Source organism: Marinospirillum celere (genome assembly GCF_900112235.1).
GTDB classification, from domain to species: Bacteria; Pseudomonadota; Gammaproteobacteria; order Pseudomonadales; family Halomonadaceae; genus Marinospirillum; species Marinospirillum celere.
The window spans coordinates 459,992-483,515 of sequence record NZ_FOLH01000003.1 but is presented as its reverse complement, the minus strand read 5'-3'; the positions used below and the strand labels follow the sequence as shown (position 1 = coordinate 483,515).

Genomic DNA, 23,524 nt, shown 5'->3' with positions numbered 1-23,524 from the left:
TTGAACAGAATACTGTTAACAGGATTGCTACTGGTTCAGGCGTTTGCACTTATTGCCGCCCAGCCTGATCTACTGCAGCATCAACAGTGGCCCGAAGCAACCCAGCGGCAGTTGACAGGCGATCAATACCTGCGGCCAGCAATCCCTGAAACTGGTGCTGCAGTTGCAGAGGTAGACACCACTGGCATCTGGTTCCATCTGCGTCATGGGAACCGAGCCCAGGCTGCCTCCGAGCTGAATCGTTTGCAGATAGCTAACCCTGATTGGCAACCAGCTGATGAGCTTCTTCAAGCTTTTCAGCAACCTAAAACACAACCTGAAGTGACTGTAGAGAAAACTGAAGACCCCTACAATTTGGACATGGGGCGACTAGCCGGCATTTCAGGAGAGAATCAGGCCATCAGGGAACTGAGTTCGGAACATTTGCAACAGCTGGCCGAACAGACCCTTGAACGTCAGCACACCAATAACGCCCTGTTACTTGGCTGGATCTACTTGCAACGAGATGAAGCGCCCCTGGCTTTGCCACTCTTTCAGGAGGCTGCCAACTGGCAGCCAGGATCTGATGCTGAGGATGGTCTGGCCGCAAGCCACTTTCAATTGGCCCTGCAGGCCATCCAGGCACAGCAGCCGGAAGAAGCCTTGCAGCAAGCTGGCTTGAGCCAACAACATGGACGGACAACTGCTTACGCTGACCTGGGTTGGTTACTGTATGAGGCACAACTCTATGCGGCTGCGCAAACTGCCTTTGCACAGTCACCGGTTACCGAAAGCAGCATTTATGGACAACTGCTGACTCTGCAGGCCCAGCAACAATATGCAGCGGCAGAAAACCTGGCCTGTGCGGAGCGAAGTCGTTCACAGCGGCTTACCGAAATCTGTGATGACCTTGGTCCTCTGCTGGCCTGGGCTGCTTTTGAGGCAGCGGATTACCGCCAGGCCGCCGAGCGTTTTGACCCACTGCTGACAGCAGCACCCGAGAATGCAGACTATGCTTTTGCCCTGGAAGAAAGTTTACAACGTTTGAATGCCACGGCAGGACTGGATGAAGCCAGGCAACGCCATCCTTTGCTGCGATCAAAGGTCAGTCGTTTAGCCTTTGATCGCGCCTGGGGACGCAAGCAGTTTGACCTCGCTCAACGAACAAGGGCAGCATCGACCCTGGCGGGCCGTGAGGACTGGCAGGTTACTTTTGGCCTTAAGGGCCGTATTAAACAGGGCGATCGAGGACTGACGCGCCTGACTCATTATCAACCCTATGTGGCCGCCACACGCTTGTGGGACGAAGTGCGTATGGGTGTTTCCTTGCAAAGTGATCACTTCCGTTCTGGTCGGCCGCCACTCACTGCTGATTTTGGTAGCCAACCAGATGAGCAGGCAGAACGCAGGGCTTTGGCCCAGAGTCACAGTGTTTCTCCAGAACTCAGTGCACGTCATGAACGTGATGGTCTGACATTACAGGGATCTTTTTTTACAGTCCACTCGGGTGAAGCGAAGGACAGCCAGGCCTATGGCCAGTTACAGGGTGACTGGTATCCGGACTCTGGGCTCGTTTCCTTGAATCTGTTTCGTCTACCACTGGAAGACAGCCTCCTGGCACGTCAGGGTGCGCGCGACCCAACCAGTGATCGTGACTGGGGGCAGGTGGCCGACCAAGGGGGGCGCTTGCTTGTGGCCCTGCCAATCAGGGATCAAGCCAGCGTTGCTTTCAGTGGCACCCTGGCCAGTCAGCAGGGTCGCAGAGTCGCGGGCAATGATCGCAAGGCCCTGCGAGTTGATTTGGCGCGTGACTTTGCAGAAGACTTCAGTGAACTGGAGCTGGACTACTTGAGGCTGGGGCCTTTTGTTGAGTGGATGAGCTGGGATAAGAACCTCAGTCACTTCACCCTGGGGCAGGGCGGCTATTACAGCCCACAACAGCTTTGGCGCTTGGGGTTGCAGCTGGAGTTGCTAAGTGCAGAGGCACGGGACTGGCAGCTAAGGGTGCGTACAGGCCTCTCATGGAATTGGGCTAGGGAAGCTGAGTCAAGTCGCTATCCGCTTGATGAAGACGGACAGGTATATGCTTCCAGCCGATCTAGTGGTCCGGGTGCTGAGCTGATGCTGGAAGGTGTGTGGCGTGCTTCCAGCCATCTTTTGGCAGGCGGTTATTTTGGGCATGCCCTCGCGGATGATTATCGTGATACTTCTTTCGGCCTGCTTGTGAGAGTGCCGCTGCAATCGCGGCATGCAGTGATCAGTGCCGACCTTCCTTTGAGTTCACTCCCGGGACACTGAGCCGCCAATCATCACAACCTAGGAACCTGGAGTCAGGACAAGCATGTCTTACAACCTAATTTCTTTCAACTGACCTGTTTTGAGCTTGAAAATGGCTCTCAGCCCTAGCAGTGGGCCGGGTAAAAGAATCAGTGATACCCATACATCCAGCAATGGCCAAAGGCTGGTCACCAAGGCTATGGATGGCAGAGTCAAAGCAAAGCCGACCGCATTCATCATGGCTAAAGCGGAACCCAGATGCTCACGCGGAGCATTTGCAGAGGCTAAGGCTGAAAATTGAGGTGAGTCAGCGATAACGGCAAAGCCCCAAAGGGCTAATAAAGCAAGCATTAAATAAGGACTGACTGCAGCGATGAACGGATAGACCAAGCAAAGAAAGCCGGAAACCAGTAACAGGAGTCTTGCTACTTGCAGACTGCCGAAGTGGCGACTAAGGCGCCCTCCCCAAATGCAGCCGAATACACCGGCAGCCATAATCAAAAAAGACAACCAGCTAATCCAGCTATCAGCAGCACCCAGTCGGTTCATTTCTCGGGCGACGAGAAAAGGCACCAGTGTCCAGAAGGCATAGAGTTCCCAGCAGTGGCCAAAGTAACCGGCAGTAATCCTGCGAAAAGACAGATCGCGCCAAGCAGCAAGCCCTTGCAGGGGCAGGATGCCCTTGTTGGCTTGAGGCAACTGGCGCCCTTCTCCCAATTGCCAAACCAACCAACCACCAATCAGGGCCAGTAAAGATGCAAGGATCATGGGTAGCGACCAATCAAGGACGGGAGTAACCGCGCGCAACAGGTGGGGCAAGGCTGTACCCAGCGTTAGCATGCCCACCAACCATCCCAGAGCACGACCAGCGTATTCAGGTGTCCAAGAGATAACCAGCTTCATACCCAAAGGATAGATGCCAGCCAGGCAGAGGCCGGTTAGAAAACGCAGCAATAAAGCCAGGGTAAAAAAATCCGCCGCGAGAATAAAAAGGCCATTGACCAAAGCCCCTAATAAGGCAGCAAGGGCAAAAACACGACTGGCAGCAAAACGATCAGCCAGGCTGCTCATAGCAATGACTAGGGCGCCAGTAATAAAACCCAGTTGAACGGCCAGGGTCAGATAACCCAGCCCGGCTTCCGTAAGGCCTATATCAGCAGCCAGATTCAAGGCAACCCCATTAATACTGAACCACAAAGAAGTGCCAAAGAGCTGAGCCAAAACGATGACCAGAAGCGGGTGGCGTTGAAGCAAAAGCTGCACTGAAAAATCCTTCTTGTTATTTTAGGTCACCAGCTTAAACTGCCTTCCTTTGTTTTGCATCTTTGAGTATTCCTGCTAAGTTAAGAAAGTGCTAATAAATTCTGGCTGGAGGAAACTAAGATGGTTAAGAATGTCGGTGGTATTGATAAAACTCTGCGTATTGTCGTTGGTGCGTTGCTGATTGTTCTGGCTTTGACAGGAGCTATTGGTGTTTGGGGATGGATAGGTGTGATTCCTCTGGCAACTGGTTTGGTGGGTACCTGCCCGGCTTACCTGCCCTTTGGTATCAAAACTTGCAAGGTTGAACCGAAAGAGTAGACACTAGGCTGTAAAAAACGTCTAGGGAGAACAGCCTTGCAAGCAAGTGAGCTACAAGCTTTCCAAAAGCAGTTGGAAGAATTAGTCACACAGCTGCGCTCTGAAATTGCTGAAGAAGATGATCAGGCGGCCACAGTGACTCTGGATCAATCCCGAGTAGGCCGTCTTTCACGTATGGATGCCCTTCAAGGGCAGCAGATGGCTCTGGAAGCACGTCGTCGTCGGGAACGTCAACTTAAGGCCGCTCTCGTGGCTCTGCGCAAAATCGAAAGCGGTGATTTTGGTGAGTGTGACGCCTGTGGTGAGCCGATTAATCCTAAGCGCTTGGCTTTTGACCCAACAGTTACTCTCTGTATTGACTGTGCCTGAGACAGGTCGCCACTGTTATTTTCCTCTCCTTACTGTTAGAATCCCCGGCTTTATTTTGATGCCCACCACAATTCAACCGGGAAGTTCCTCCAGTGTAGACCCTGAAAGTCCTCACCCTCTGTTGTTTTAAGTCTCAGCTAAGTGACTGGCCTGACCTTTGCAGCACTTATTTGTGTGTTGCCCTTCAGGCATGAAATTCCCCTGTGCAGCAGCCAGGTTTTGATGTGTATGCCCCATCAAAGCCGGGGATGTTTTTTTAACTTCAAAATTCAAGAGAAACCCTATGATCCAGTCGATCAAGCAAAATTGGTTTTCCAATGTGCGTGGCGATCTGCTCGCCGGTATTGTTGTTGCCCTGGCACTGATCCCCGAAGCCATTGCCTTTTCTATTATTGCCGGTGTTGACCCCAAGGTGGGTCTTTATGCCTCCTTCTGTATGGCGGTGGTGATTGCCTTTACCGGCGGTCGCCCCGGTATGATTTCTGCTGCCACGGGTGCCATGGCCCTGTTGATGGTTACCCTGGTGCGTGAGCATGGTTTGGAATATCTGTTGGCGGCCACTGTTTTAACGGGTATTTTGCAGATTATTGCCGGTTATCTAAAGCTGGGCAGTCTGATGCGCTTTGTTTCCCGCTCGGTAGTGACTGGCTTCGTCAACGCCCTGGCGATTTTGATTTTTATGGCTCAGCTTCCAGAGCTGACCAATGTCACCTGGCATGTTTATGCCATGACACTGGCCGGTCTGGGGATTATATATCTGTTTCCTTATGTGCCTGTGATTGGCAAATTACTGCCTTCACCGCTGATTTGTATTGTTGCACTGACAGCCGTAGCCATGATCTGGGGCATTGATATCCGCACCGTCGGTGATATGGGTGAACTGCCGGATACCCTTCCCATGTTTCTTTGGCCAGACGTGCCCCTGAATCTGGAAACCCTGATGATCATCCTGCCCTACTCGATCATGCTCACGATTGTTGGCTTGTTGGAATCCATGATGACAGCCACTATCGTTGATGATTTAACTGATACCAAAAGTGATAAAAACCGCGAATGTAAAGGTCAAGGTGTTGCTAATACTGTTGTGGGTTTTTTCGGTGGCATGGCCGGTTGTGCGATGATTGGCCAGTCGATTATCAATATCAAATCAGGTGGCCGCACGCGTCTTTCCTCTTTAGCGGCAGGCGTATTTTTATTGCTTTTGGTGGTTTTCCTCTCAGATTGGCTGACGATTATTCCCATGGCTGCTTTGGTTGCAGTGATGATTATGGTTTCTATAGGTACGTTTAGCTGGGATTCGATTATTAATCTGAAAAAGCACCCGCTTTCTACCAATATCGTTATGGTTGCTACTGTTGCTGTAGTTGTGGCGACGCACAACCTGGCCTATGGCGTTTTTGTTGGCGTGCTGCTGGCCGCGATGTTCTTTGCCAACAAGGTCGGCCATTACATGCGCGTTACAAAATCTATCAATGATGAAGGCACGGTGCGTACTTACAAGGTAGCGGGCCAGGTTTTCTTTACTTCATCGACTAAATTTATGGAATCCTTTGATTTCAAAGAAGTGATTGATAAAGTGGTGATTGACCTGACTGATGCCCACTTCTGGGATATTACCGCAGTGGAGTCGCTGGATAGGGTTATTATCAAGCTGCGCCGTGAAGGTGCAGAAGTGGAAGTGATTGGCTTAAACGAAGCTAGCGCTACTATTGTTGACCGCTTCGGGGTACATGATGATCCCAAGGAAGTGGAAAAACTCATGGGAGGCCACTAAGCATGAAAAATGTATTTGCTTGTATTGATGGATCCAAAGCAGCGGAAGCGGTTTGTGATGCCGCCGCCTGGGTGAGTCAGCGTGTGGATCGCCAATTGGTGTTGCTGCATGTGCTGGACAAGAGTATTTATCCCACCAAAACGGATATGAGCGGTAACCTTAAGCTGGGAACCCGTGAGCACCTGCTGGATGAATTGGCTGAGTTGGATGCAAAACGTAGCAAGCTGGCGCTGGAAGCGGGTAAGGAACAGCTTAAGGTAGCAGTGGAAAGAGTCAAATCTCAAGGTGTAGAGACACCCGAAACCCGTCAACGTCATGGTCACTTTGTGGAAACTCTTGCTGATCTTCAGGAAGAAACCCGAATTCTGGTGATCGGACGTCAGGGTGAAGAGCACGATAATGTTGACGAAATAGGTGGCAACCTGGAAAGTGTGATTCGCTCGCTTAGCTGCCGCATATTGATCACTCCGCCTAACTTCAAGCCACCTGAGAAAGTGCTTCTGGCTTATGATGCCAGTGAGACTGCCAAAAAGGTGCTCTATATCATTTCGCGCAGCCCTCTGTTTAAGGGTGTTCCTATCCACCTGCTAATGGTTGGTGAGAAGTCTGATAAAAACCAGCAGCAATTGGAAGAAGCCAAAAAACAGCTCGAAGGCGAAGGTCATGAAGGAGTGGTTGCTGCTCTTAAATCGGGCGAGGTTGAAAGCACCTTGTTGAGTTATGTCAAAGAGCAGGAACTAGGCATGGTAATTATGGGGGCCTATGGGCACTCCAGAATACGCCAGTTTCTGGTGGGTAGCACCACTACCAACCTCCTGCGGCAGAGTCCTGTTCCTATTCTGTTGATGCGTCAGTAGTTAGGGGTGCCCGGGAAGCGCTATAGCTTCTCCGGGTGCTTACAAGACTGATAGTGGATGGATTAAGAACTAGCCGGCGGGATTTTTTCTTCCAGCTTTTTAATGTGCTCACTGAGGCCGACAGCCTTATTGACATCAATTTCTAAAGCAATACCTGTGCCTAAGCTCTCATCCAGTTGGCCTGCTTGCTTGATGGCTTCCAGCACCTCGTCGGCACGGCGAGCTTCAACCAAAACCAGCACGACATCTCTAGGGTGGAGGATTTCCAGGCCAAAAATACCCAGGGACTTTTCTAAACCTTGCCCGCGAGCGTTAGGGATAATCGTTGACCCTGTTGCTCCAGCATTGCGTGAAGCAGTCAGCACAGAATCAGTTTTGCCTTCATCGACAAAGGCCATAATCAGCTTGAAATCCATACTGCTCTCCTATTCAACCTTTTGCAGCAGTACATCCATGATGTCGTCCATGGCTACAAAACCCAGCAGTTCATTATCGTTTAGAACCAGTAAGCGTTTAACTCGGTTTTGTACCATCAGCGTGGCGACATGTTTGACGGCCAAGCTTTCACCAACAGAAATTGCAGGTTTGGCACAGACATCGTAAACATTGAGAAGATCGATATCACCGTCTTCAGCAATGACTGTTTTCAAAATATTAGTATAGGTAATCAGCCCCCAGGCATCCTGCTCATTCTGGCGCTCAACGACCAGAGATTTGAGTTGATGTTTTTTCATCAGGCTCAAAGCTTCGCGTAGTTTAGCGAAAGGGGAGATGGTAACTACTTCACGAACCATTACGTCTTTTACTTGCATAAGCTTGCCCTTAAAAATTGTCTTTTAGATGTTCTTCAAATTTTTCAATCTGGGAAATATCTATGCCACCCAGGTGTTCCAGTGGCACTGTGAAAACCAGGCCTTCGGAGTTTTTTCCATCCGGCATAACGATATCTTGCAGAGCTTTGAGTACTTGCAACGAAAGACCTTTTTCTAAGACCATCAAAAGTACCGTCTGGCTGCCATCATAGGAAAGGCCAAAAAAAGATTTTTTGACCTGGTTGCTGATGCCGCGACCGGAAAAAACAGTGATGCCACCTGCTCCCAGTTCCTTGGCGGCATCAATGCAGGTTTGCTCAAGATTTTCAGGAACAATAGCGCCTAGCAGAGAAAACTTCATGACTTCACCTTTTTGAAAACAGAAATCCAGTGAATGGCTATGGCATAGAGCATAACCGTCACTATAGGAAAGATGGATGCAAAGGCAATCAGCCCAAAACCATCAATAAGTACATTGCGGCCTTCAATATGGGTGGCCAACCCTATGCCCAAGGCTGTGACCAAGGGTACGGTAACTTCAGAGGTGGTAACACCACCTAGATCATAAGCCAGGGCAATAATATAGCGTGGGGCCAGTAGGGTCAGGATAATGACCAAAATATAACCACTCATAATAAAGTAGTGCATAGAACCGCCAACGATGATGCGATGCACACCGATACTGATGCCCACGGCTACACCCAAAGCTACCAGAAGGCGAATGACGTTACCATTGAGCTTGCCACTGGCTGCTTCTTCAGCTTGCTTGCCTACGGCGATCAATGCAGGTTCTGCCATGGTCGTGGCAAAGCCAATCATGAAAGCAAAAAGGTAGACGTAAAAGAAAGCTTCCAGCCCTATAAGCTGTTCGGCCATGCTGCTGCCAATCGGGAAGAGCCCCATTTTTAGCCCGACAACAAAGGCATAGAGCCCGAAAATGACCAACAAAAAGCCCAAGATAATCTTGGGTGGATTGCTTAATGGGCGACGTAGTATTAAATATTGGAAAAACAGAATGGTTAGAATGATGGGCAACACATCCCGGAACATTTCCAATAGCTCCAGAACAGCAGCCAGGAAGCCACTGGCAAGCACCTTGTCTTCGGTGGTCTGCATGACCAACTCGGCATCTTCTACACCACCCGAGTAGACGATAATGCCGTAAATTTGAACACTGATCATGGGCACCATAACGGCCAGAGCAACTAGCCCAAAGCCATCAATAAGGGGGTTGCGACCACGAATGGAGGCTGCCAAGCCTATGCCCAGCGCGGCAATCAGGGGGACGGTAACAATATTGGTGGTGACCCCGCCGGAATCGTAAGCCAGGCCAACAATTTCTTCAGGTGCAAACCAGGTGACAACAACGACCAGAGCATAGCCGATAATCATAAACCAGTGTAACGGCCAGCCAAGTAGCGTGCGAAAAATTCCCAAAGCAACTACCGCACCAACGGAGAAGGCGACCAGCAGACGCAGGGTCAGGGCATCAATGCGTCCTTCACTAATATCCTGAGCCTGCTGGGCTACTGCAATCAAAGCAGGTTCGGCAACAACGGCTGAAAAACCTATCGCAAAGCCGAAACTTAACAGAATAGGGATGGAGCCACGTTTGGCAAATTGGTTGGACAGGCTTTTGCCTACCGGAAAGATGCTCAGTTCCAGGCCTTGAAGAAAGAGGGCAACACCCACGGCTACAATTAGTAGCCCGATAATCATGCTTAGGGTGTTTTCGGGTACTTGCTGTAAAATAGCAAGCTGGAAGAAAACAACAACTACAACAATGGGTAGCAGGTTTTTTAGGGCATGCAGAAAAGCGTGATAAAAATCTTTAACAAAAAGCACCAGTGCATCCTAGCCGCATAGAAGAATAGGGCAATCTTAACCAGCCTTGAGGGCATAAACAAGAAAAGCATTTGCCAGTTACTGATTAGCTGCTTAGTATCTAAGTACATCACAAAAAAGATGGAGGAGTAATAGCATGCATTTGATGAAAAGGCTGGCAGCCATTGCCTTGCTTTCCCTGTTTTTGACAGCTTGTGCAAGCGTTGGTAAGCCTTACGCGGAACACAAGGTAGAAGACATTCAGGTTGGTGAAACCACGCGTGCTGAAATTGAAGAGATGTTCGGCGCCCCTTGGCGTACCGGTCTGGAAAGCGGCAAAACCACCTGGACCTATGGCCATTATCGTTACAGGCTCTTCTCCGATGACCAAACCAGTGATCTGGTTGTACGCTTTGATGAGAACAATCGGGTCGAATCCTATACCTACAACCGAACTACGGCTGATGTTGAGCAGAAACCACGCAGTAGCTCAGGCCCCTAATAATGCTGACTAATGTTAAGAACCAGCCTCCGGTTGAAGTTAAACCGGGGATTTATCGCCATTACAAGGGTTCAGACTATGAGGTTCTTCGTCTGGCCCGCCATAGTGAAACTGAAGAATGGCTGGTGATTTATCGTCAGTGCTATGGTGATGGTAGCTGTTGGGCCAGGCCGCTGGAAATGTTCACTGAGCAAGTCGAGGTAAACGGTGAGCCTGTCCCGCGTTTTGAATGGCAGGGCGAAAGACCTGAAAAAGGCCTGGACTAGACTAGAGCACTTGTTTCAATAAGCTGGCAGGAGGTGTTTTGCCTTCTGTTAAGAGGTCATCAATCGCTTGAGTGACCTCGCTAACTGCTGCTTGGCTTTGGCTGGGCAGCTGCATTTCCACTTGTGGTGTGAGTGCGCAAGCTTCAGGTAAGGGTGCGCCCGCATCCAGTAGTGCCTGCATTCGAGGAATAAACACAAACTTTAGCCACTGTTCCATGGACAGGGTGTCCACACAAAAAGGTTCCTGGCTTTCCAGGGCTTCCGGTTCTGGGTGGGCAACTTGCCAAAGGTCAGTCTTCTGCATGCGCACCTGCAGCAATACCAAAAGCTTGTAAACAATTTTGTGCTTCGCAGTCATAGTTCGTTCAGTTGTTTAAAGTTGTTCGGCAAGGCCTCTTAATACCAGGTCATCATAATTGACCAGACCTAGAATTTCACCTGCTGAATCGATCACCGGGGCGATGGTCAAACCAAACTGATTGAACATACGGGCGCAGAAACGCACCTGCATATCAGGATGAACACCTAGAACGGGTTTGGACATGATTTCGTAGACATTAACCCGTTCAGGGGCCTTGTTGGGCGCAAGCACTTTTTTGGCAATATCCGATACCAGTACCAGACCATGCTCATCATCGTTATCACGTTTTTTGATAATCAGGGCGTGGGCTTTTTCTTGCCGCATTAGTTTCAGGGCATCGGCCACTGTAGTTAGGCCGTCAACCTGGCAGTAGCCACTGTGCATAACGTCGCGTACTCGGACCAATTTTTTGTCACTCATGAGCCTCTCTCCTTAAATTTTATTTTTGAGTTCTGCCGATAAGCTTTCTATTTGGTGTTTGACGCCCAAGGCATCTTCAACATCCATTTGTAGGGCAATACCGGTACCTGGCGTGTCATCAAACTCACCCACTTCGGCGATTTTTTCCAGAATTTGCCGGCAGTGATGTTCTTCAACCAGAAACAGAAGCACATCTCTCTGAGAGGTGAGTTCCAGGCCAAAGATGCCGCGGGATTTCTTGACCCCTTCACCACGGGCATTGTTGATTATGGTTGCACCTGTTGCTCCGGCCTTGCGGGCAGCATCCAAAAGCTTGTCGGTTTTGTCATCGTCAACAAAAGCCAGGATTAGTTTAAAGCGCATGGTTCAAGTCCTCTAATTACGAAATGAACAGCTTAATTTCGAGAAGCTGCTGGTGTAGCTTTGGCAGCACGTTTTTCTTTCCATTCAGCAATCTGGGCATACCCCATCACGGTAATGATGGGGAAAAGACAAGCCAGGGCAATCATTCCAAAACCATCCATCACTGGACTGCGACCTGGGATGGAGGCAGCGAGTCCTAATCCAAGAGCCGCAATAATGGGAACGGTGATGGTTGAAGTGGTAACCCCGCCAGAATCGAAAGCTAAGGGGATGATGCTTTTGGGGGAGCGTAGTGTTTGGATAATGACCAGAATATAAGCACCTAATACAAACCATTGTAGTGGGTAGCCCATGACAATACGCCAGGTGCCCAACGTGATTCCGAAGGCCATCCCCAGGGCAACTGCAATTCTGAGCATTAAGGGGTTAATGGTGCCACCGGAAATTTCACCGGCTTTAATAGATACTGCAATAAGTGAGGGTTCAGCAATGGTGGTGCTCGCACCTATTGCAAAGGCAAAAATGTAGATCCAATAGTAGTCGCTCCAGTGACGCTGGGCACCTTCGGCCAGAGCTGGTAGAAAAGTTTCTGACGACAGTTGCTCAGCCATCAAGCCGCCCATGGGGAAAAGCGCTTGTTCCAGGCCCATTAAAAAGAAGCTAAGGCCAATAAGTACTAAAACAAAGCCAGCCAGCACTTGAGGAAGATGTTTAACCTTCTTGCGAATGACCAGATACTGAAACCCGAAAATGATGGCGGCTATAGGAAGAATATCCAGTAGGGTGTCAAACAAAATAGTGAGAAATTGCATGCCTAGCCTCCTTTAAACGCCAATGAGTCCATAGGCGAGAACAAAAATAATCGGCATCACCGAAGCGAAGGCAATCAAACCAAAGCCATCCAGCATGGGGTTGCGGCCCTTGATGGCTGTTGCCAGGCCTACACCAAGAGCAGTGACCAGGGGTACAGTAATGGTTGAAGTGGTAACCCCACCTGAGTCATAGGCAATACCCACGATTTCATCAGGCGCAGCCAGTGTCAGCAAAAGCACGATGATATAGCCACCAATAATCATAAAGTGAAGTGGCCAGCCTTTAAGAATTCGAATGACACCGACGACTACGGCAGTACCTACGGAAGCAGCAACCACCATGCGCAGGTTAAAAGCAAAAGCATTTTGTGCCTCTAGTGTGTTGGCAATCAGGCCGCCTTCAGCAACCACTTCGCCCGCTTTGGCTGCCACAGCGATGAGTGCTGGCTCAGCAACTGTGGAGCCAAAACCCAAAGCAAAGGAAAAAAGTAATAGCCAGAAAACTGAGCCCTTGCGAGCAAAAGCCTGTGCCAAGCCTTCACCAACGGGGAAGAGACCCAGTTGCAGGCCCTGAATAAAAAGGGTTAGGCCGATAACGACAAAAAGCAGGCCAGTGAACAAGTCAAGAAGATTAACTGAGTCGGGAAGAGGCTGTTGAACGACCACCAATTGAAAAAAGCCTATGACCAAAACAACAGGCGCCAGGTCACGCAAGCTGTCACGCATCTGGCGCAGTAAAGAGAAAGCAAAATCCATAGCGCAGGTTTCCTTGGCTTACTGTTACGTGTTGTTTCAATCATGCCGTAAAGACCCTACAAATACTACCCCTGTTATAAAGCGGCAAATTACTGCCGCTTTTTTTGGTGTTTACAGTGGAGAGAGTAGCGCTTGCCGGGGTTTTTTATATAAGACATTGAAAAATATATGTTTATTTTTTATGGCACGGGATTTGAATGCATAAAGACAAAGAAAAGCGGAGGCGGCTATGTCAATCAATTTCAAAAATGCTTTAGGGCTACATCCAGATGCACTCAATGTGCGTAGTAAGCGTGCTGAAATTCTGGCGAACAACCTGGCTAACAGTGATACGCCGGGCTATAAGGCACGTGATCTGGATTTTAAAGGTATTTTGAAAGGTGAGTATGAAAATCGCCAGCGCATGGAGTTGAGCCGTACTACCCACCGGCATATTCCTGCCGAAGGTGTTCTGATGGACTCATCACTGAAATTCCGCATGCCCCACCAGCCTGCTATTGATGGCAATACCGTGGAAACCAATATTGAGCAGGCTGAGTTTTCCAAAAATGCGATGGATTTTCAGGCCAGTTTTACTTTTTTGAACAGCAAGTTCACCGGGCTTAGCAAGGCGCTCAGAGAGCAATAAGGGGTAGAAGACCATGTCCTTGAACAAAATTTTTGATATCGCTGGTAGTGGCATGAATGCTCAGAGTGTTCGCCTGAACACCACGGCTTCCAACATGGCCAACGCTCAGAGTGTTAGCTCTTCCATTGAAGAAACCTACCGTGCGCGCAAGCCGGTGTTTGCCCCCATGCTCGAGCGCTATAAGCAAGGCATCACTGATGACTACGGCTTTCAGAATCCGGTAACCAGTTTTGCTCCCAGAGATGTGGCTGGTGAAGGCGTTAATGTGTTGGGTATCGTGGAAAGTAACCAAGAATTGCAGATGCGCTATGAGCCTAATCACCCTATGGCTAATGACGAAGGCTATGTTTTCTACCCCAACGTCAATGTGGTGGAAGAAATGACTGACATGCTTGCCGCTTCCCGCTCTTTTCAAACCAACGTAGAAGTAATGAATACCAACAAGCAGATGATTCAGCGGGTGCTGACTCTAGGTCAGGGCGCTTAATGAAATTTGAAGCGGGCGGCAAAGCTTTGCCGCTTGATGCCGCTAGCGGCAATGCCAATCAAATACAGAGATTTTTGCTATGAGCATTGATAAAACAGATTTCTACCAAAACCTTCAGGTAGATAATCAAAGGCGAGAAGCATCTAAGGCTAAGTCCAATGATGAGCTCGGCAAAGACGAGTTTATGAAGCTTCTGATTACCCAGTTGGAAAACCAGGATCCGCTGGAGCCTACAGACAACACAGAGTTTATTGCCCAGCTGGCGCAGTTCTCTTCCCTGGAAGGTATTAGCAATATGTCGGCCAGCTTGGAGGGTTTTGGTCAGACGCTGGCTTCTACCCAGGCACTTCAAGCCTCTACTCTGGTCGGTCGTCAAGTGCAGGTGTTGGCTGATTATACCAATTTGGAAGAAGGTAAGCCTGTGAAGGGTACGATAGATCTGCCCCAGTCCTCTCAGGAAGTCTTTGTAGCTGTCTATACCGGCGGTGGTGAATACATCGGTGATATCGGTTTGGGTTCACGCGACAAGGGCGAAGTGGCTTTTGAATGGGATGGTCTGGATACCGATGGTGAGCCCTTCCCGCCTGGCAATTACCAATTCCGTGCCTTTGCCTATCAAGATGGCAAGCCCGAACAGCAGGATCTTTATTTGGCGCGTAATGTCAGCAGTGTTGCTCTGAACTCAGGGCGTAGCGGTGGCGACATTATGTTGAATATCAGTGGGATGGATAAACCTGTCGCACTGAAAGACGTTAAAGTTATCAACTAACAAGAAGCAGGGGAGCGCTAACATGAGTTTTAATATCGGTCTTTCCGGTCTGCGTGGTGCCCAAACAGACTTGAGCGTAACCGGCAATAATATTGCAAACGCCAGCACCACCGGCTTCAAACAATCCCGCGCTGAGTTTGGTGATGTCTATAACGCCTCCATTCTGGGTACTGGTCGTCTTACTGTCGGTTCTGGTGTTTTGACGGAGCGGGTTTCCCAGCAGCACACCCAGGGTAACGTCAACTATACTGACCGTGCTCTGGATATGGCGATCAATGGTAATGGTTATTTTATCCTTTCCAACGAAGGTCAGCGTGAATACACCCGTGCCGGTTACTTTGATTTGGATAAAGACGGCTTTATCACCAATAACACGGGTAAGCGTCTCCAAGGCTATGAAGCAAACCTGAATGGTGATATCCAATCCGGTGCTCTGGGTGATATTCAATTGACTCAAACCAATATTCAGCCAAGAGCGACCAGTGGTATTGAAATGGAGCTGAACCTGGACTCCCGCTCTGCAGTAGCGGGTGGAGCCAGTCGGACGGTTTATAGCTTTTCTTTTAATGAAACAGCACCGGCTGCAGGTGACGAGTTCACGGCCACAATCAATGGTGAAGATATTGATTTGGAGTACGATGGTACTAACTGGAGTATCACCTCGGGTGCAATCACAATAGATGGTGAACAGTATGATCCGAGTATTAGCGGTAATCAGATCACTCTAACCTCACAGGAAAATGGTCGTTTTCCAGACCAGGCTTTTGATGTCGAGTTGCAAAACACTACAGGCACGGGTGTTGATGACGCTACAGATATTGATGCGACTGATGTTGCCTATACTGGAGGCTCTTCAGGTAACTGGGAAATTGCCAACTTTGATCCTCGTGATCGCTCGACTTACACCGATGCCAACTCAACCAGTATTTATGACAGTCTGGGTAATGAGCATGTGCTTCGTCAGTATTACATCAAGGTTGATCGTGACGATGTGGCTGGGGGTAACGCCTGGGCGGTACTGACTTCAATCAATGGCTCCTTCTTTGGCCCCAATGTCGATCCGGATGCGCGCCTGACTGAAGATACCTGGGATCCCGCTGGCTTGGGTATTGATGTTGAAGATCTGGTGCAGGCAACCAAGTTCTTCAACACCCAGGGTGATCTTCAGGGGGTGCGGGATCATACAGGTGACGCCTATACCTCACCCGCTCAGTTGGCTGGTAATGTGCGTGATGCCTCCTTTACTATCAATATTGGTGATGTCGACTTTTCCAGTGTTGTTGCTGGGGCAGGCTTTGGTACCAACCCTCAGGGTGATCCTCCTGATTTTACCAACGAAATCAACTTCAATTTCCGTGGCTCCACCCAGTATGGTGCTCGCTTTGCTGTCCAGTCTCAGTCTCAGGATGGTTATACCACAGGTCGTCTGGCTGGCCTGGAAGTAGATCAAGAGGGGATCATCTTTGGCCGCTACACCAATGGTCAAAACCGCCCTGTAGGTCAGGTTCCTCTGGCAACTTTTACCAATCCAGAGGGGCTGCGTCCAAAAGGTTCCACGGCCTGGTTGGAAACCACTGAATCAGGCATTCCTGCCATTAATCAGGCAGGCGCAGGTATTACCGGTAATATCGAAGGTGGTGCGTTGGAGGAGTCTAATGTCGACCTGTCTGAAGAGTTGGTCAAAATGATTATTGCCCAGCGTAATTATCAGGCTAATGCCAAGACGATTCAGACGCAGGATACGTTAACTCAAACCATCATCAATCTTCGTTAATTTGCTACTGCGCTCGGTGATGCTGCGTTGAAATGACTCTCAAAATGCTCATTTACTGTTTAGTAAACTCCGCTTTTTCGAGTCATTTCGATGGCGACCTACATGGATGTAGGAAGTGCAGATATTCATCAGGAGTGAATTCTGCCCTGACCTTCGCTCGTGACGCAAATTAAAGGTTAAGCTCCACATCAAAAGCGCACTTAGGTGCGCTTTTTTCATTTCTGGCACAAGCTTTGCAATGTTATGAGTAATTCTGATTTTTGGAGGTACTCATGGACAAAGCCCTCTTCATAGCGATGACCGGCGCCAAGCACAATATGATGGCGCAAACGGCTCGCTCGAATAATCTGGCTAACGTTAATACGACGGGCTTTCGGGCTGATTTTGAGCAGGCCAGAGCGATGCCTGTATTTGGTCAGCATCATCCCAGCCGCGTTTATGCACTAACGGAGCGGCCTGCAACGGATATTCAGGTAGGCAGCTATGATCACACCGGTCGCCCTCTTGATGTTGCCGTTAAAGGCGAAGGCTGGATTGCTGTGCAGGCCCCGGATGGTGAGGAAGCTTATACCCGCCGTGGCGACCTGAATATCGATCCAAATGGGGTGCTTAGAACCGGCAATGGCTTGCCGGTAGTCGGCAATGGTGGGCCTATCGTTTTGCCGCCTGGCCAACATGTACATATCAATGCTGACGGCGGTATAGCTGTGGGCAATGGTCCTGGCGGCCTGGATGCTGAAATTGTTGATCAGATCAAGCTGGTCAGTGCTGAGGCTTTGGGCGTGACCATGGAAAAAGGGGAAGATGGTTTGATGCGCCCCAGAGACTTTGAAGATGGGATACTGCCGTTTGACGAATTTGTTCAGGTGGAGTCAGGTGCTCTGGAAACCAGCAACGTCAATGCCGTGAATGAGTTAACTCACCTCCTGGCTTTGTCCCGCCAATATGAAATGAATGTGAAGATGATGAGCACGGTTGATGAGAACTCGGCTCAAGTGAATTCAATTCTGCGAATGGGCTAAACACCAAGACCTTCGCATTTTAGAAGATTTTCGGAATTTAAGGGGTAGAACATGCATCCGGCACTTTGGACAGGTAAAACAGGTTTGCAGGCCATGGACACCAAGATGTCCACCATTTCCAACAACCTGGCAAACGTCAACACCGTAGGTTATAAGCGCAACAAGGCGATTTTTGAAGATCTTTTGTATCAGGTTCAAAGAATGCCGGGTGCTCAGAATGGCGGCGATGCTCAACTGCCAACAGGTCTGCAGTTGGGTACTGGTGTTCGGGTGGCAGGAACTCAGCGCGAATTTACTGAAGGTAGCTTGAACGTTACTGAGCAGCCCCTGGATATGGCAATCAATGGTCGTGGTTTTTTCCGTATTGCCATGCCTGATGGTGAAGTTGCCTATACCCGTAACGGTCAATTTCACCTGGATGCGGATGGTCGTATCGTGAACACCAACGGTTTTCCTCTGGAACCTGAAATTGTAGTTCCAGACAACACTAACTCTATCACGATCGGTCGTGATGGTGTGGTAACGGTGACTCAGGCAGGCCAGAACAACCAGCCCCAGGAAATCGGTCAGGTTGAAGTGGTTGACTTCATCAACCCTGCTGGCCTTTTGTCTATCGGCCACAACCTGATGGTTGAAACCGCTGGTTCAGGTGCTCCTCTGGATGGTATCGGTGGTGAAAATGGCTTTGGTGCCGTTGAGCAAAGCACTCTGGAGCTTTCCAACGTCAGCGCTGTTGAAGAGTTGGTGGATATGATTACCACCCAGCGTGCTTATGAAATGAATACCAAGGTGCTGAGCTCTTCCGATGAAATGCTGCGCACCCTTAATCAATCCGTTTGATTAGGCATCCTTTTTTGGAGACGCTTATGCAAAGGCTTAAAGTTACTTGTACGGGAATTTTGGCATTAGTCTTGTTGGCCGGTTGTGCCAGCAATGAGCCGGTTGCCGAGCCTAATGATCCTCACTACGCACCTGTGCAGCCCAGTCGAATGGAGCCGCCACCGGCAACAACGGGATCCTTGTATCATGCTAATCACAGCTCTAGCTTATTTGGTGATCGCAAAGCCTACCGGGTGGGTGATGTCATCACGGTCTTTCTGGAAGAGCGAACGCAATCGAGCAATTCCAGCAATGTGGATATGACCCGGAACAGTAATATAGATATTGCCAACCCAACGATTGGTGGTCGTTCGCCGGTTGACCTGAGCGTGGGTATGAATTCCAACCGTGGTTTTGCAGGCGATGCTACTGCTGATCAAAGTAATAGTTTGCAGGGTGCAATTACTGCCACTGTGCATGAGGTTTATCCAAACGGTAATCTGCTGGTCAGGGGTGAAAAGTGGCTCACACTGAATCAAGGCTCTGAGTATGTACGTGTCTCTGGTATTGTACGTCCTGAAGATATCCGCCCTGATAACTCGATCAGCTCAGTGCAAATGGCTGATGCACGCCTGACTTATAGCGGCACGGGTGATTTGGCTAATAATAACCGTCAGGGCTGGCTGACACGCTTCTTCAATAGCGGCTGGTGGCCTCTCTAAACTGTTTGTAACCCTGGTGACTCTTATGCGGCACTCAATCAACACAAAACATTTTTTGCCAGTTTACGTCTATCTGCTGGCGCTTTTCTTGATGCTGGCGTTCAGTGGTTCGGCACTGGCACAAACTAGCCGGCTGAAGGATATTACTTCAGTTGAGGGAGTACGCAGTAACCAACTGATAGGTTATGGCTTGGTAGTGGGCCTGGATGGCACTGGCGACAATGCGCCCTTCACCAACCAAACCTTTGCCAACATGATGAATCAGTTTGGCATCACCCTGCCGCCAGGTGTTAACCCGCGTTCACAAAACGTTGCTGCCGTGACCATTAATGCTGAACTGCCCCCTTTTGCCAAACCCGGTCAGCGCATCGATATCACGGTTTCATCCATTGGTAATGCTGATAGCTTGAGAGGTGGAACCCTGTTGATGACTCCCCTGCGCGGTGCTGATGGTAATACCTATGCGGTTGCTCAGGGCAGTTTGGTTGTCGGCGGCTTTGGCGCTGACGGTGCTGATGGTTCGAGTGTGACGGTAAACGTTCCCAGTGTAGGCCGTATACCCAATGGCGGTATGGTCGAACGAGAAGTTGCGAACATCTTTTCAGATAGAGACACGCTAACTTTTAACCTGCACAACCCTGATTTCACCACAGCCCGCCGGATTGAAGAAAAGATCAATGATCTCATGGGGCCCGGTGTTGCTCAGGCCCTGGACCCGGTTTCTGTGCGCGTCAGAGCACCTAGGGATTCCAGTCAACGGGTTTCTTTCCTGTCTGTTTTGGAAAACCTGGAAGTTGCTCCGGCCAATTCAGCAGCCAAGGTGATCGTTAATTCACGTACCGGAACCATAGTTATTGGTCAGGATGTCCGTGTTGCTCCAGCTGCGGTAACCCATGGGTCTTTGACAGTGACTATTGCTGAAGCACCCCAGGTGATCCAGCCTGAGCCTTTTGGTGATGGTGAAGCCATGGTTCAGGAGGATACTGAGATCGATATCGATCAAGAGAACAACCCCATGTTCAAATTCGACTCAGGTGTCACTCTGGATGAAATTGTCCGTGCGGTTAATCAAATCGGTGCCGCTCCTGGCGACCTCATGGCTATTCTGGAAGCACTCAAGCAGGCAGGTGCTTTGAATGCAGAACTCATTGTTATCTAAAGGGCTGCCATCATGATCAGTAATAACAGTGGCAACTACTCCAAAGCTCAGGATGCCTACCATGACTTTCAGGGGTTGAGGGATCTTAAACAGGGCGCTATGAAGGATGATCCTGAAGCTCTCAAAGAAGTTGCCCGTCAGTTTGAAGCACTTTTTGTACAAATGATCATGAAAAGTGCGCGTCAGGCTGATGAGCTGATCGGTGGTGAAGATTCGCTTTTCAACTCCAATGAAATGCAGCAGTACCAGCAAATGCTGGATGAGCAGTTCTCACTAGCTATCAGTCAGGGTAACGGTGGTGCAGGCTTGGGTTTAGCTGAAGTTTTGGTCGGTCAGCTGTCCCGCGAACAGAGCGAGCCCCTGAAACAGATTCCTGAAGAGGTGCGTCGTGGTGCCCAGTTGTTAAGTGAAGATGTTATGAAGCAACTGGAAGAAAGACGCTTGCGGACTTCCCGCGCGCCCTTGGCAGCCGCCGCTAATTCGGCAGCCGCTGCCAGTGATCAGCAGGATCGTCGGGCTGCAGCAGAAGCCGTTCAGGCCTCACGTCGGCCACCCTTGAATAATGCCAGCGATGTGACTGGACGCAAGCCACTTGAGATTCAGGGCTTGCCGGTTCGTGAAGACAAACGTGCCTATTTTGAGTCTCCAGAAGATTTTGTTCGTCATCTATACCCGCTTGCCGAACAGGCTGCTGAAAGACTTGGTGTGGACCCTCGTATGATGCTGGCGCAATCGGCACTGGAAACAGGCTGGGGACGCCATATGATTCCCCGGGAAGATGGCAGTAACAGTTTTAACCTCTTTGGTATCAAGGCTGACAGGCGTTGGGACGGTGAAGCGGCGGATGTTTCAACCCTGGAGTATCGCAACGGCCAGCCACGCCAGGAAAGAGCCAGCTTCAGGGCCTATGACTCTTTTGAACAGTCCATGCAGGACTATGTGGACTTTTTGACGGCCAATCCCAGATACAAGCGTGCCTTGCAGAAAACAGATAACCCGCATGCTTTTGCACGGGGGCTTCAGAGTGCCGGCTATGCAACTGACCCTCAGTATGCCAATAAAATCACCAATATTATGGAAGGCTCAACACTTAACCAAGCGTTACTAAGTCTTGAGCAAGAACAACAGGAAAGGCCTGCAGATCGTTAATTTGCAGCCGATACACAGCTAATCGCTGAAATAGTAAGAAGGAAAATTTTATGTCTGATTTGTTGAGTCTGGGTTTGACGGGGTTACGTACCAGCCGTAACAACCTGAGTGTAACAGGTCACAATATCAGCAATATTGATACTCCGGGCTACTCCCGACAGCGTGCCATTCAAGTAACCAACCCGCCTTTTGGCGCAGGCGCCGGTTTTATGGGTACGGGGTCTCGCACGCAAACCATTGAGCGTATTGTCGATGATTATGTCACTCACCAAATGCGTGTGGATACCAGTCGCTTAAAAGACAATGAAGCCTATCTAAAAAATGCCAATGAACTGGATAGCCTTTTGGCTAATGAAAGCTCGGCTTTGGGAACGGCCTTGAATGGTTTTTTTGAAGGGGTTCAGTCGGCAGCGAATGACCCCTTGTCCAAACCTGCCCGCGAATTGATGTTTAGCCAGGGTGATAGTGTTAGCCAGCGTTTTCGCTCGGCGCAGGCACGCCTGGATGATCAAAATAAAAATATTAATACCCAACTGCGCACCTACTCTGAAAAAGTTAATGAACTGGCTCAGGGGATCGGTGAACTCAACAAGCAAATTCGCGTTTATGAAGGGAGCCGCAACCAGCCGCCCAATGATCTTTTTGATCGTCGTGAAGAGCTGCTGCGCGAGCTGAGCGAAATCATTGAAGTGGATGTGGTTGGTCAGGACAAGTTGGATGTGAATGTCTTTGTCGGTCGAGGCATTCCACTGATTGTTGGTGAAAATGTTAACCGTATTGAAGCTGTCCCCGGCGAGTTGGACAAGAGCCGCTATGATGTCAATCTGATTGACTCTAAAGGCAGCAAGATGAACATCAACTCCAGCATTACTGGTGGAGAGATGGGCGGTGTGATGCGCTACCGTACCGATACGCTTGATCCGGCACTCAATGAAATGGGTCGCATCGCCATGGTCTTTGCTGGTGAATTCAATAACCAGCATCAGCAGGGTGTCGATCTGAATGGTGATCAGGGTGGTGATTTCTTTAGAGACATCAATACGCGAAACTTTATGCAAGACCGCCTTCCCGGCCTGCAAAGAGATACCGATGCCGGGGTTTGGCTGGATAAGGAACAGTTGAACAAGTTGCCAGACAAGGAGTTTACGATTCGTCGTGATGGTACGGGGAATCTGTTGCTTCAGCAGTCACCGGATGGTCGACGTATCAGCACCTTCACCGATATGAATGATCTAAATAATTTTACCCAGCAGAATTATGGCTTTCGAGTCTCCAGTGCTGGTGCCGGTGATCCTCCTGGTGATATGGCAGCAAATCTGATACCCGATAAAGGATTGCTTATTTCACCGGTACGTATTGGCGCTTCTCAATTGGAGCGCTCGCCAGAGCTGAGCGACCCCAATAAGATTGCTATGAGTGGCATTGCCCCTGATGAAAATAATGCAGGCACCTCCAAACTCACCTATGCAGATTTGGCTGGTCAGAATGTAGCTGATTTCAATGGTGTCAACCTGGCCGGTACTGAAGTCAGCTATGATCAAGGGGCCGATGAATTTACCCTGACGGATAGAAATGGTAATGACTATGTCGGAACTCTGGTTGATGGTCAGCTGACTTTTGATATCGGTGGCACTGATCTGGTTCTCAATCTTCAGGGCACGGACTATGAAGATGGTGATGTCTGGATTCTCGAAGGGAGTGCAGGTGGTCAAAGTGGCGCTGCTCTTGCCGGGTTGCAAACAGCGGCTCTGGTTGATCGGCGTGAAGATGGTCGCGGTGGGTCTACCTTGGGTGAAACCTACTCGATGCTGGTTGAAAAAACCGGTATTCAGACATCTGAGTCACGTACAGCAACGGAAGTGAGTCGTTCGGTTTTAAACCAAACGACGGCCATGCGTGAATCCACGTCGGGTGTGAATATGGATGAAGAAGCAGCCAATCTGATTCGTTTTCAGCAGGCTTACCAGGCTTCTACACAGGTTATTAATACAGCCCAGCGGATGTTTGATACGCTGTTGAATGCTGTCGGGAGGTAAAAAATC

General features: G+C 49.6%; 27 protein-coding genes. 17 read left to right on the top strand and 10 right to left on the bottom strand.

Annotation, left to right across the window (positions count from 1 at the left end; translation table 11 throughout):
* Window positions 1-2,277, top strand: coding sequence for a cellulose synthase subunit BcsC-related outer membrane protein (locus BM185_RS09350; protein ID WP_091962574.1), 2,277 nt, complete (start codon window positions 1-3; stop codon window positions 2,275-2,277).
* Window positions 2,278-2,325: 48 nt separating this feature from the next.
* Here the strand turns inward: BM185_RS09350 and BM185_RS09345 are convergent, their stop codons facing one another.
* Window positions 2,326-3,519 (bottom strand): MFS transporter, encoded by a 1,194-nt coding sequence (locus BM185_RS09345; protein WP_091962571.1) that lies wholly within the window; start codon window positions 3,517-3,519, stop codon window positions 2,326-2,328.
* Between the two features lie 120 nt (window positions 3,520-3,639).
* Between BM185_RS09345 and BM185_RS09340 the strand changes: the two genes are divergently transcribed.
* The 4 genes from BM185_RS09340 (at window position 3,640) to BM185_RS09325 (ending at window position 6,837) form a co-directional block, all read left to right on the top strand.
* Window positions 3,640-3,837, top strand: coding sequence for a YgaP family membrane protein (locus tag BM185_RS09340; RefSeq protein ID WP_091962569.1), 198 nt, complete (start codon window positions 3,640-3,642; stop codon window positions 3,835-3,837).
* A gap of 36 nt (window positions 3,838-3,873) precedes the next feature.
* Window positions 3,874-4,206 (top strand): TraR/DksA family transcriptional regulator, encoded by a 333-nt coding sequence (locus tag BM185_RS09335; RefSeq protein WP_091962566.1) that lies wholly within the window; start codon window positions 3,874-3,876, stop codon window positions 4,204-4,206.
* 283 nt (window positions 4,207-4,489) lie between these two features.
* Window positions 4,490-5,980: a SulP family inorganic anion transporter gene (locus BM185_RS09330; RefSeq protein WP_091962564.1), complete on the top strand. Its 1,491-nt coding sequence runs from the start codon at window positions 4,490-4,492 to the stop codon at window positions 5,978-5,980.
* Window positions 5,981-5,982: 2 nt separating this feature from the next.
* Complete coding sequence (locus tag BM185_RS09325; RefSeq protein WP_091962561.1) at window positions 5,983-6,837, top strand: universal stress protein; 855 nt, start codon at window positions 5,983-5,985, stop codon at window positions 6,835-6,837.
* 62 nt (window positions 6,838-6,899) lie between these two features.
* Here BM185_RS09325 and BM185_RS09320 read toward each other — a convergent pair whose 3' ends face one another.
* Genes BM185_RS09320 through BM185_RS14990 form a run of 4 tightly spaced genes read right to left on the bottom strand, consistent with a single transcriptional unit; the run spans window position 6,900 to window position 9,494 of the window.
* A complete protein-coding gene (locus BM185_RS09320) occupies window positions 6,900-7,253 on the bottom strand; it encodes a P-II family nitrogen regulator (RefSeq protein ID WP_091962558.1) in 354 nt (117 codons plus the stop codon).
* Between the two features lie 9 nt (window positions 7,254-7,262).
* Window positions 7,263-7,649: a CBS domain-containing protein gene (locus BM185_RS09315; protein ID WP_091962556.1), complete on the bottom strand. Its 387-nt coding sequence runs from the start codon at window positions 7,647-7,649 to the stop codon at window positions 7,263-7,265.
* A 10-nt stretch (window positions 7,650-7,659) separates the two neighbouring features.
* Complete coding sequence (locus BM185_RS09310; protein ID WP_091962552.1) at window positions 7,660-8,010, bottom strand: transcriptional regulator; 351 nt, start codon at window positions 8,008-8,010, stop codon at window positions 7,660-7,662.
* Window positions 8,007-9,494 carry a DUF1538 domain-containing protein gene (locus BM185_RS14990; RefSeq protein WP_091962550.1) on the bottom strand — a complete coding sequence of 496 codons (1,488 nt, stop codon included), beginning with the start codon at window positions 9,492-9,494 and terminating at the stop codon, window positions 8,007-8,009. The genes BM185_RS09310 and BM185_RS14990 overlap by 4 nt, the downstream gene beginning before the upstream one ends.
* 136 nt (window positions 9,495-9,630) lie before the next feature.
* Here BM185_RS14990 and bamE point away from each other — a divergent pair, with 136 nt between their 5' ends.
* Together bamE and BM185_RS09295 are read left to right on the top strand one after the other, a co-directional pair.
* Window positions 9,631-9,975, top strand: a complete 345-nt coding sequence (bamE, locus tag BM185_RS09300; RefSeq protein ID WP_091962547.1) for an outer membrane protein assembly factor BamE domain-containing protein — start codon at window positions 9,631-9,633, stop codon at window positions 9,973-9,975.
* 2 nt (window positions 9,976-9,977) lie between these two features.
* Entirely contained in the window at window positions 9,978-10,241 is a 264-nt protein-coding gene (locus BM185_RS09295) for a DUF1653 domain-containing protein (protein WP_091962545.1), read from the top strand.
* Between the two features lies 1 nt (window position 10,242).
* Here the strand turns inward: BM185_RS09295 and BM185_RS09290 are convergent, their stop codons facing one another.
* From BM185_RS09290 to BM185_RS09270, 5 genes are read right to left on the bottom strand one after another with little or no spacing between them, the layout of a single operon-like run.
* Window positions 10,243-10,599 carry a YqcC family protein gene (locus tag BM185_RS09290; RefSeq protein WP_091962542.1) on the bottom strand — a complete coding sequence of 119 codons (357 nt, stop codon included), beginning with the start codon at window positions 10,597-10,599 and terminating at the stop codon, window positions 10,243-10,245.
* A 15-nt stretch (window positions 10,600-10,614) separates the two neighbouring features.
* Entirely contained in the window at window positions 10,615-11,022 is a 408-nt protein-coding gene (locus BM185_RS09285) for a CBS domain-containing protein (RefSeq protein ID WP_091962539.1), read from the bottom strand.
* Between the two features lie 12 nt (window positions 11,023-11,034).
* Complete coding sequence (locus BM185_RS09280; RefSeq protein ID WP_091962537.1) at window positions 11,035-11,385, bottom strand: P-II family nitrogen regulator; 351 nt, start codon at window positions 11,383-11,385, stop codon at window positions 11,035-11,037.
* A 32-nt stretch (window positions 11,386-11,417) separates the two neighbouring features.
* Window positions 11,418-12,197 carry a Na,Li,K/H(+) antiporter subunit UmpB gene (gene umpB, locus BM185_RS09275; protein WP_091962534.1) on the bottom strand — a complete coding sequence of 260 codons (780 nt, stop codon included), beginning with the start codon at window positions 12,195-12,197 and terminating at the stop codon, window positions 11,418-11,420.
* Window positions 12,198-12,209: 12 nt separating this feature from the next.
* Window positions 12,210-12,953 (bottom strand): DUF1538 domain-containing protein, encoded by a 744-nt coding sequence (locus BM185_RS09270; protein ID WP_091962531.1) that lies wholly within the window; start codon window positions 12,951-12,953, stop codon window positions 12,210-12,212.
* A gap of 229 nt (window positions 12,954-13,182) precedes the next feature.
* On the opposite strand from BM185_RS09270, the gene flgB reads away from it, so the two are divergent.
* From flgB to flgK, 10 genes are all read left to right on the top strand, one after another.
* Window positions 13,183-13,581: a flagellar basal body rod protein FlgB gene (flgB, locus tag BM185_RS09265; protein ID WP_091962528.1), complete on the top strand. Its 399-nt coding sequence runs from the start codon at window positions 13,183-13,185 to the stop codon at window positions 13,579-13,581.
* Window positions 13,582-13,594: 13 nt separating this feature from the next.
* A complete protein-coding gene (gene flgC / locus BM185_RS09260; protein WP_091962525.1) occupies window positions 13,595-14,068 on the top strand; it encodes a flagellar basal body rod protein FlgC in 474 nt (157 codons plus the stop codon).
* Window positions 14,069-14,147: 79 nt separating this feature from the next.
* Window positions 14,148-14,837, top strand: coding sequence for a flagellar hook assembly protein FlgD (locus BM185_RS09255; protein WP_091962522.1), 690 nt, complete (start codon window positions 14,148-14,150; stop codon window positions 14,835-14,837).
* A 22-nt stretch (window positions 14,838-14,859) separates the two neighbouring features.
* Window positions 14,860-16,611, top strand: coding sequence for a flagellar hook protein FlgE (locus BM185_RS09250; protein ID WP_091962520.1), 1,752 nt, complete (start codon window positions 14,860-14,862; stop codon window positions 16,609-16,611).
* A 272-nt stretch (window positions 16,612-16,883) separates the two neighbouring features.
* Window positions 16,884-17,633: a flagellar basal body rod protein FlgF gene (locus BM185_RS09245; RefSeq protein WP_091962517.1), complete on the top strand. Its 750-nt coding sequence runs from the start codon at window positions 16,884-16,886 to the stop codon at window positions 17,631-17,633.
* Between the two features lie 51 nt (window positions 17,634-17,684).
* Window positions 17,685-18,473 (top strand): flagellar basal-body rod protein FlgG, encoded by a 789-nt coding sequence (gene flgG, locus BM185_RS09240; protein ID WP_091962515.1) that lies wholly within the window; start codon window positions 17,685-17,687, stop codon window positions 18,471-18,473.
* Window positions 18,474-18,499: 26 nt separating this feature from the next.
* Window positions 18,500-19,174: a flagellar basal body L-ring protein FlgH gene (gene flgH / locus BM185_RS09235; RefSeq protein WP_091962513.1), complete on the top strand. Its 675-nt coding sequence runs from the start codon at window positions 18,500-18,502 to the stop codon at window positions 19,172-19,174.
* A gap of 25 nt (window positions 19,175-19,199) precedes the next feature.
* A complete protein-coding gene (locus BM185_RS09230; protein ID WP_177203519.1) occupies window positions 19,200-20,333 on the top strand; it encodes a flagellar basal body P-ring protein FlgI in 1,134 nt (377 codons plus the stop codon).
* Between the two features lie 12 nt (window positions 20,334-20,345).
* Window positions 20,346-21,482 carry a flagellar assembly peptidoglycan hydrolase FlgJ gene (flgJ, locus tag BM185_RS09225; protein WP_091962511.1) on the top strand — a complete coding sequence of 379 codons (1,137 nt, stop codon included), beginning with the start codon at window positions 20,346-20,348 and terminating at the stop codon, window positions 21,480-21,482.
* 50 nt (window positions 21,483-21,532) lie between these two features.
* Window positions 21,533-23,518 carry a flagellar hook-associated protein FlgK gene (gene flgK, locus BM185_RS09220; protein WP_091962508.1) on the top strand — a complete coding sequence of 662 codons (1,986 nt, stop codon included), beginning with the start codon at window positions 21,533-21,535 and terminating at the stop codon, window positions 23,516-23,518.
* Window positions 23,519-23,524 lie beyond the last annotated feature (6 nt).

Bases quoted from the DNA above. Each gene is read 5' to 3' on its own strand.
- BM185_RS09245 (WP_091962517.1), top strand. From the start codon at position 16,884: ATGGACAAAGCCCTCTTCATAGCGATGACCGGCGCCAAGCACAATATG.
- flgB (WP_091962528.1), top strand. From the start codon at position 13,183: ATGTCAATCAATTTCAAAAATGCTTTAGGGCTACATCCAGATGCACTC.
- BM185_RS09270 (WP_091962531.1), bottom strand. From the start codon at position 12,953: ATGGATTTTGCTTTCTCTTTACTGCGCCAGATGCGTGACAGCTTGCGT.
- flgG (WP_091962515.1), top strand. From the start codon at position 17,685: ATGCATCCGGCACTTTGGACAGGTAAAACAGGTTTGCAGGCCATGGAC.
- BM185_RS09330 (WP_091962564.1), top strand. From the start codon at position 4,490: ATGATCCAGTCGATCAAGCAAAATTGGTTTTCCAATGTGCGTGGCGAT.
- flgK (WP_091962508.1), top strand. From the start codon at position 21,533: ATGTCTGATTTGTTGAGTCTGGGTTTGACGGGGTTACGTACCAGCCGT.
- BM185_RS09255 (WP_091962522.1), top strand. From the start codon at position 14,148: ATGAGCATTGATAAAACAGATTTCTACCAAAACCTTCAGGTAGATAAT.
- BM185_RS09320 (WP_091962558.1), bottom strand. From the start codon at position 7,253: ATGGATTTCAAGCTGATTATGGCCTTTGTCGATGAAGGCAAAACTGAT.
- BM185_RS09230 (WP_177203519.1), top strand. From the start codon at position 19,200: ATGCGGCACTCAATCAACACAAAACATTTTTTGCCAGTTTACGTCTAT.
- BM185_RS09340 (WP_091962569.1), top strand. From the start codon at position 3,640: ATGGTTAAGAATGTCGGTGGTATTGATAAAACTCTGCGTATTGTCGTT.
- BM185_RS09310 (WP_091962552.1), bottom strand. From the start codon at position 8,010: ATGAAGTTTTCTCTGCTAGGCGCTATTGTTCCTGAAAATCTTGAGCAA.
- flgH (WP_091962513.1), top strand. From the start codon at position 18,500: ATGCAAAGGCTTAAAGTTACTTGTACGGGAATTTTGGCATTAGTCTTG.
- flgJ (WP_091962511.1), top strand. From the start codon at position 20,346: ATGATCAGTAATAACAGTGGCAACTACTCCAAAGCTCAGGATGCCTAC.
- BM185_RS09325 (WP_091962561.1), top strand. From the start codon at position 5,983: ATGAAAAATGTATTTGCTTGTATTGATGGATCCAAAGCAGCGGAAGCG.
- BM185_RS09250 (WP_091962520.1), top strand. From the start codon at position 14,860: ATGAGTTTTAATATCGGTCTTTCCGGTCTGCGTGGTGCCCAAACAGAC.
- BM185_RS09285 (WP_091962539.1), bottom strand. From the start codon at position 11,022: ATGAGTGACAAAAAATTGGTCCGAGTACGCGACGTTATGCACAGTGGC.
- umpB (WP_091962534.1), bottom strand. From the start codon at position 12,197: ATGCAATTTCTCACTATTTTGTTTGACACCCTACTGGATATTCTTCCT.
- flgC (WP_091962525.1), top strand. From the start codon at position 13,595: ATGTCCTTGAACAAAATTTTTGATATCGCTGGTAGTGGCATGAATGCT.
- BM185_RS09290 (WP_091962542.1), bottom strand. From the start codon at position 10,599: ATGACTGCGAAGCACAAAATTGTTTACAAGCTTTTGGTATTGCTGCAG.
- bamE (WP_091962547.1), top strand. From the start codon at position 9,631: ATGCATTTGATGAAAAGGCTGGCAGCCATTGCCTTGCTTTCCCTGTTT.
- BM185_RS09315 (WP_091962556.1), bottom strand. From the start codon at position 7,649: ATGCAAGTAAAAGACGTAATGGTTCGTGAAGTAGTTACCATCTCCCCT.
- BM185_RS09295 (WP_091962545.1), top strand. From the start codon at position 9,978: ATGCTGACTAATGTTAAGAACCAGCCTCCGGTTGAAGTTAAACCGGGG.
- BM185_RS09280 (WP_091962537.1), bottom strand. From the start codon at position 11,385: ATGCGCTTTAAACTAATCCTGGCTTTTGTTGACGATGACAAAACCGAC.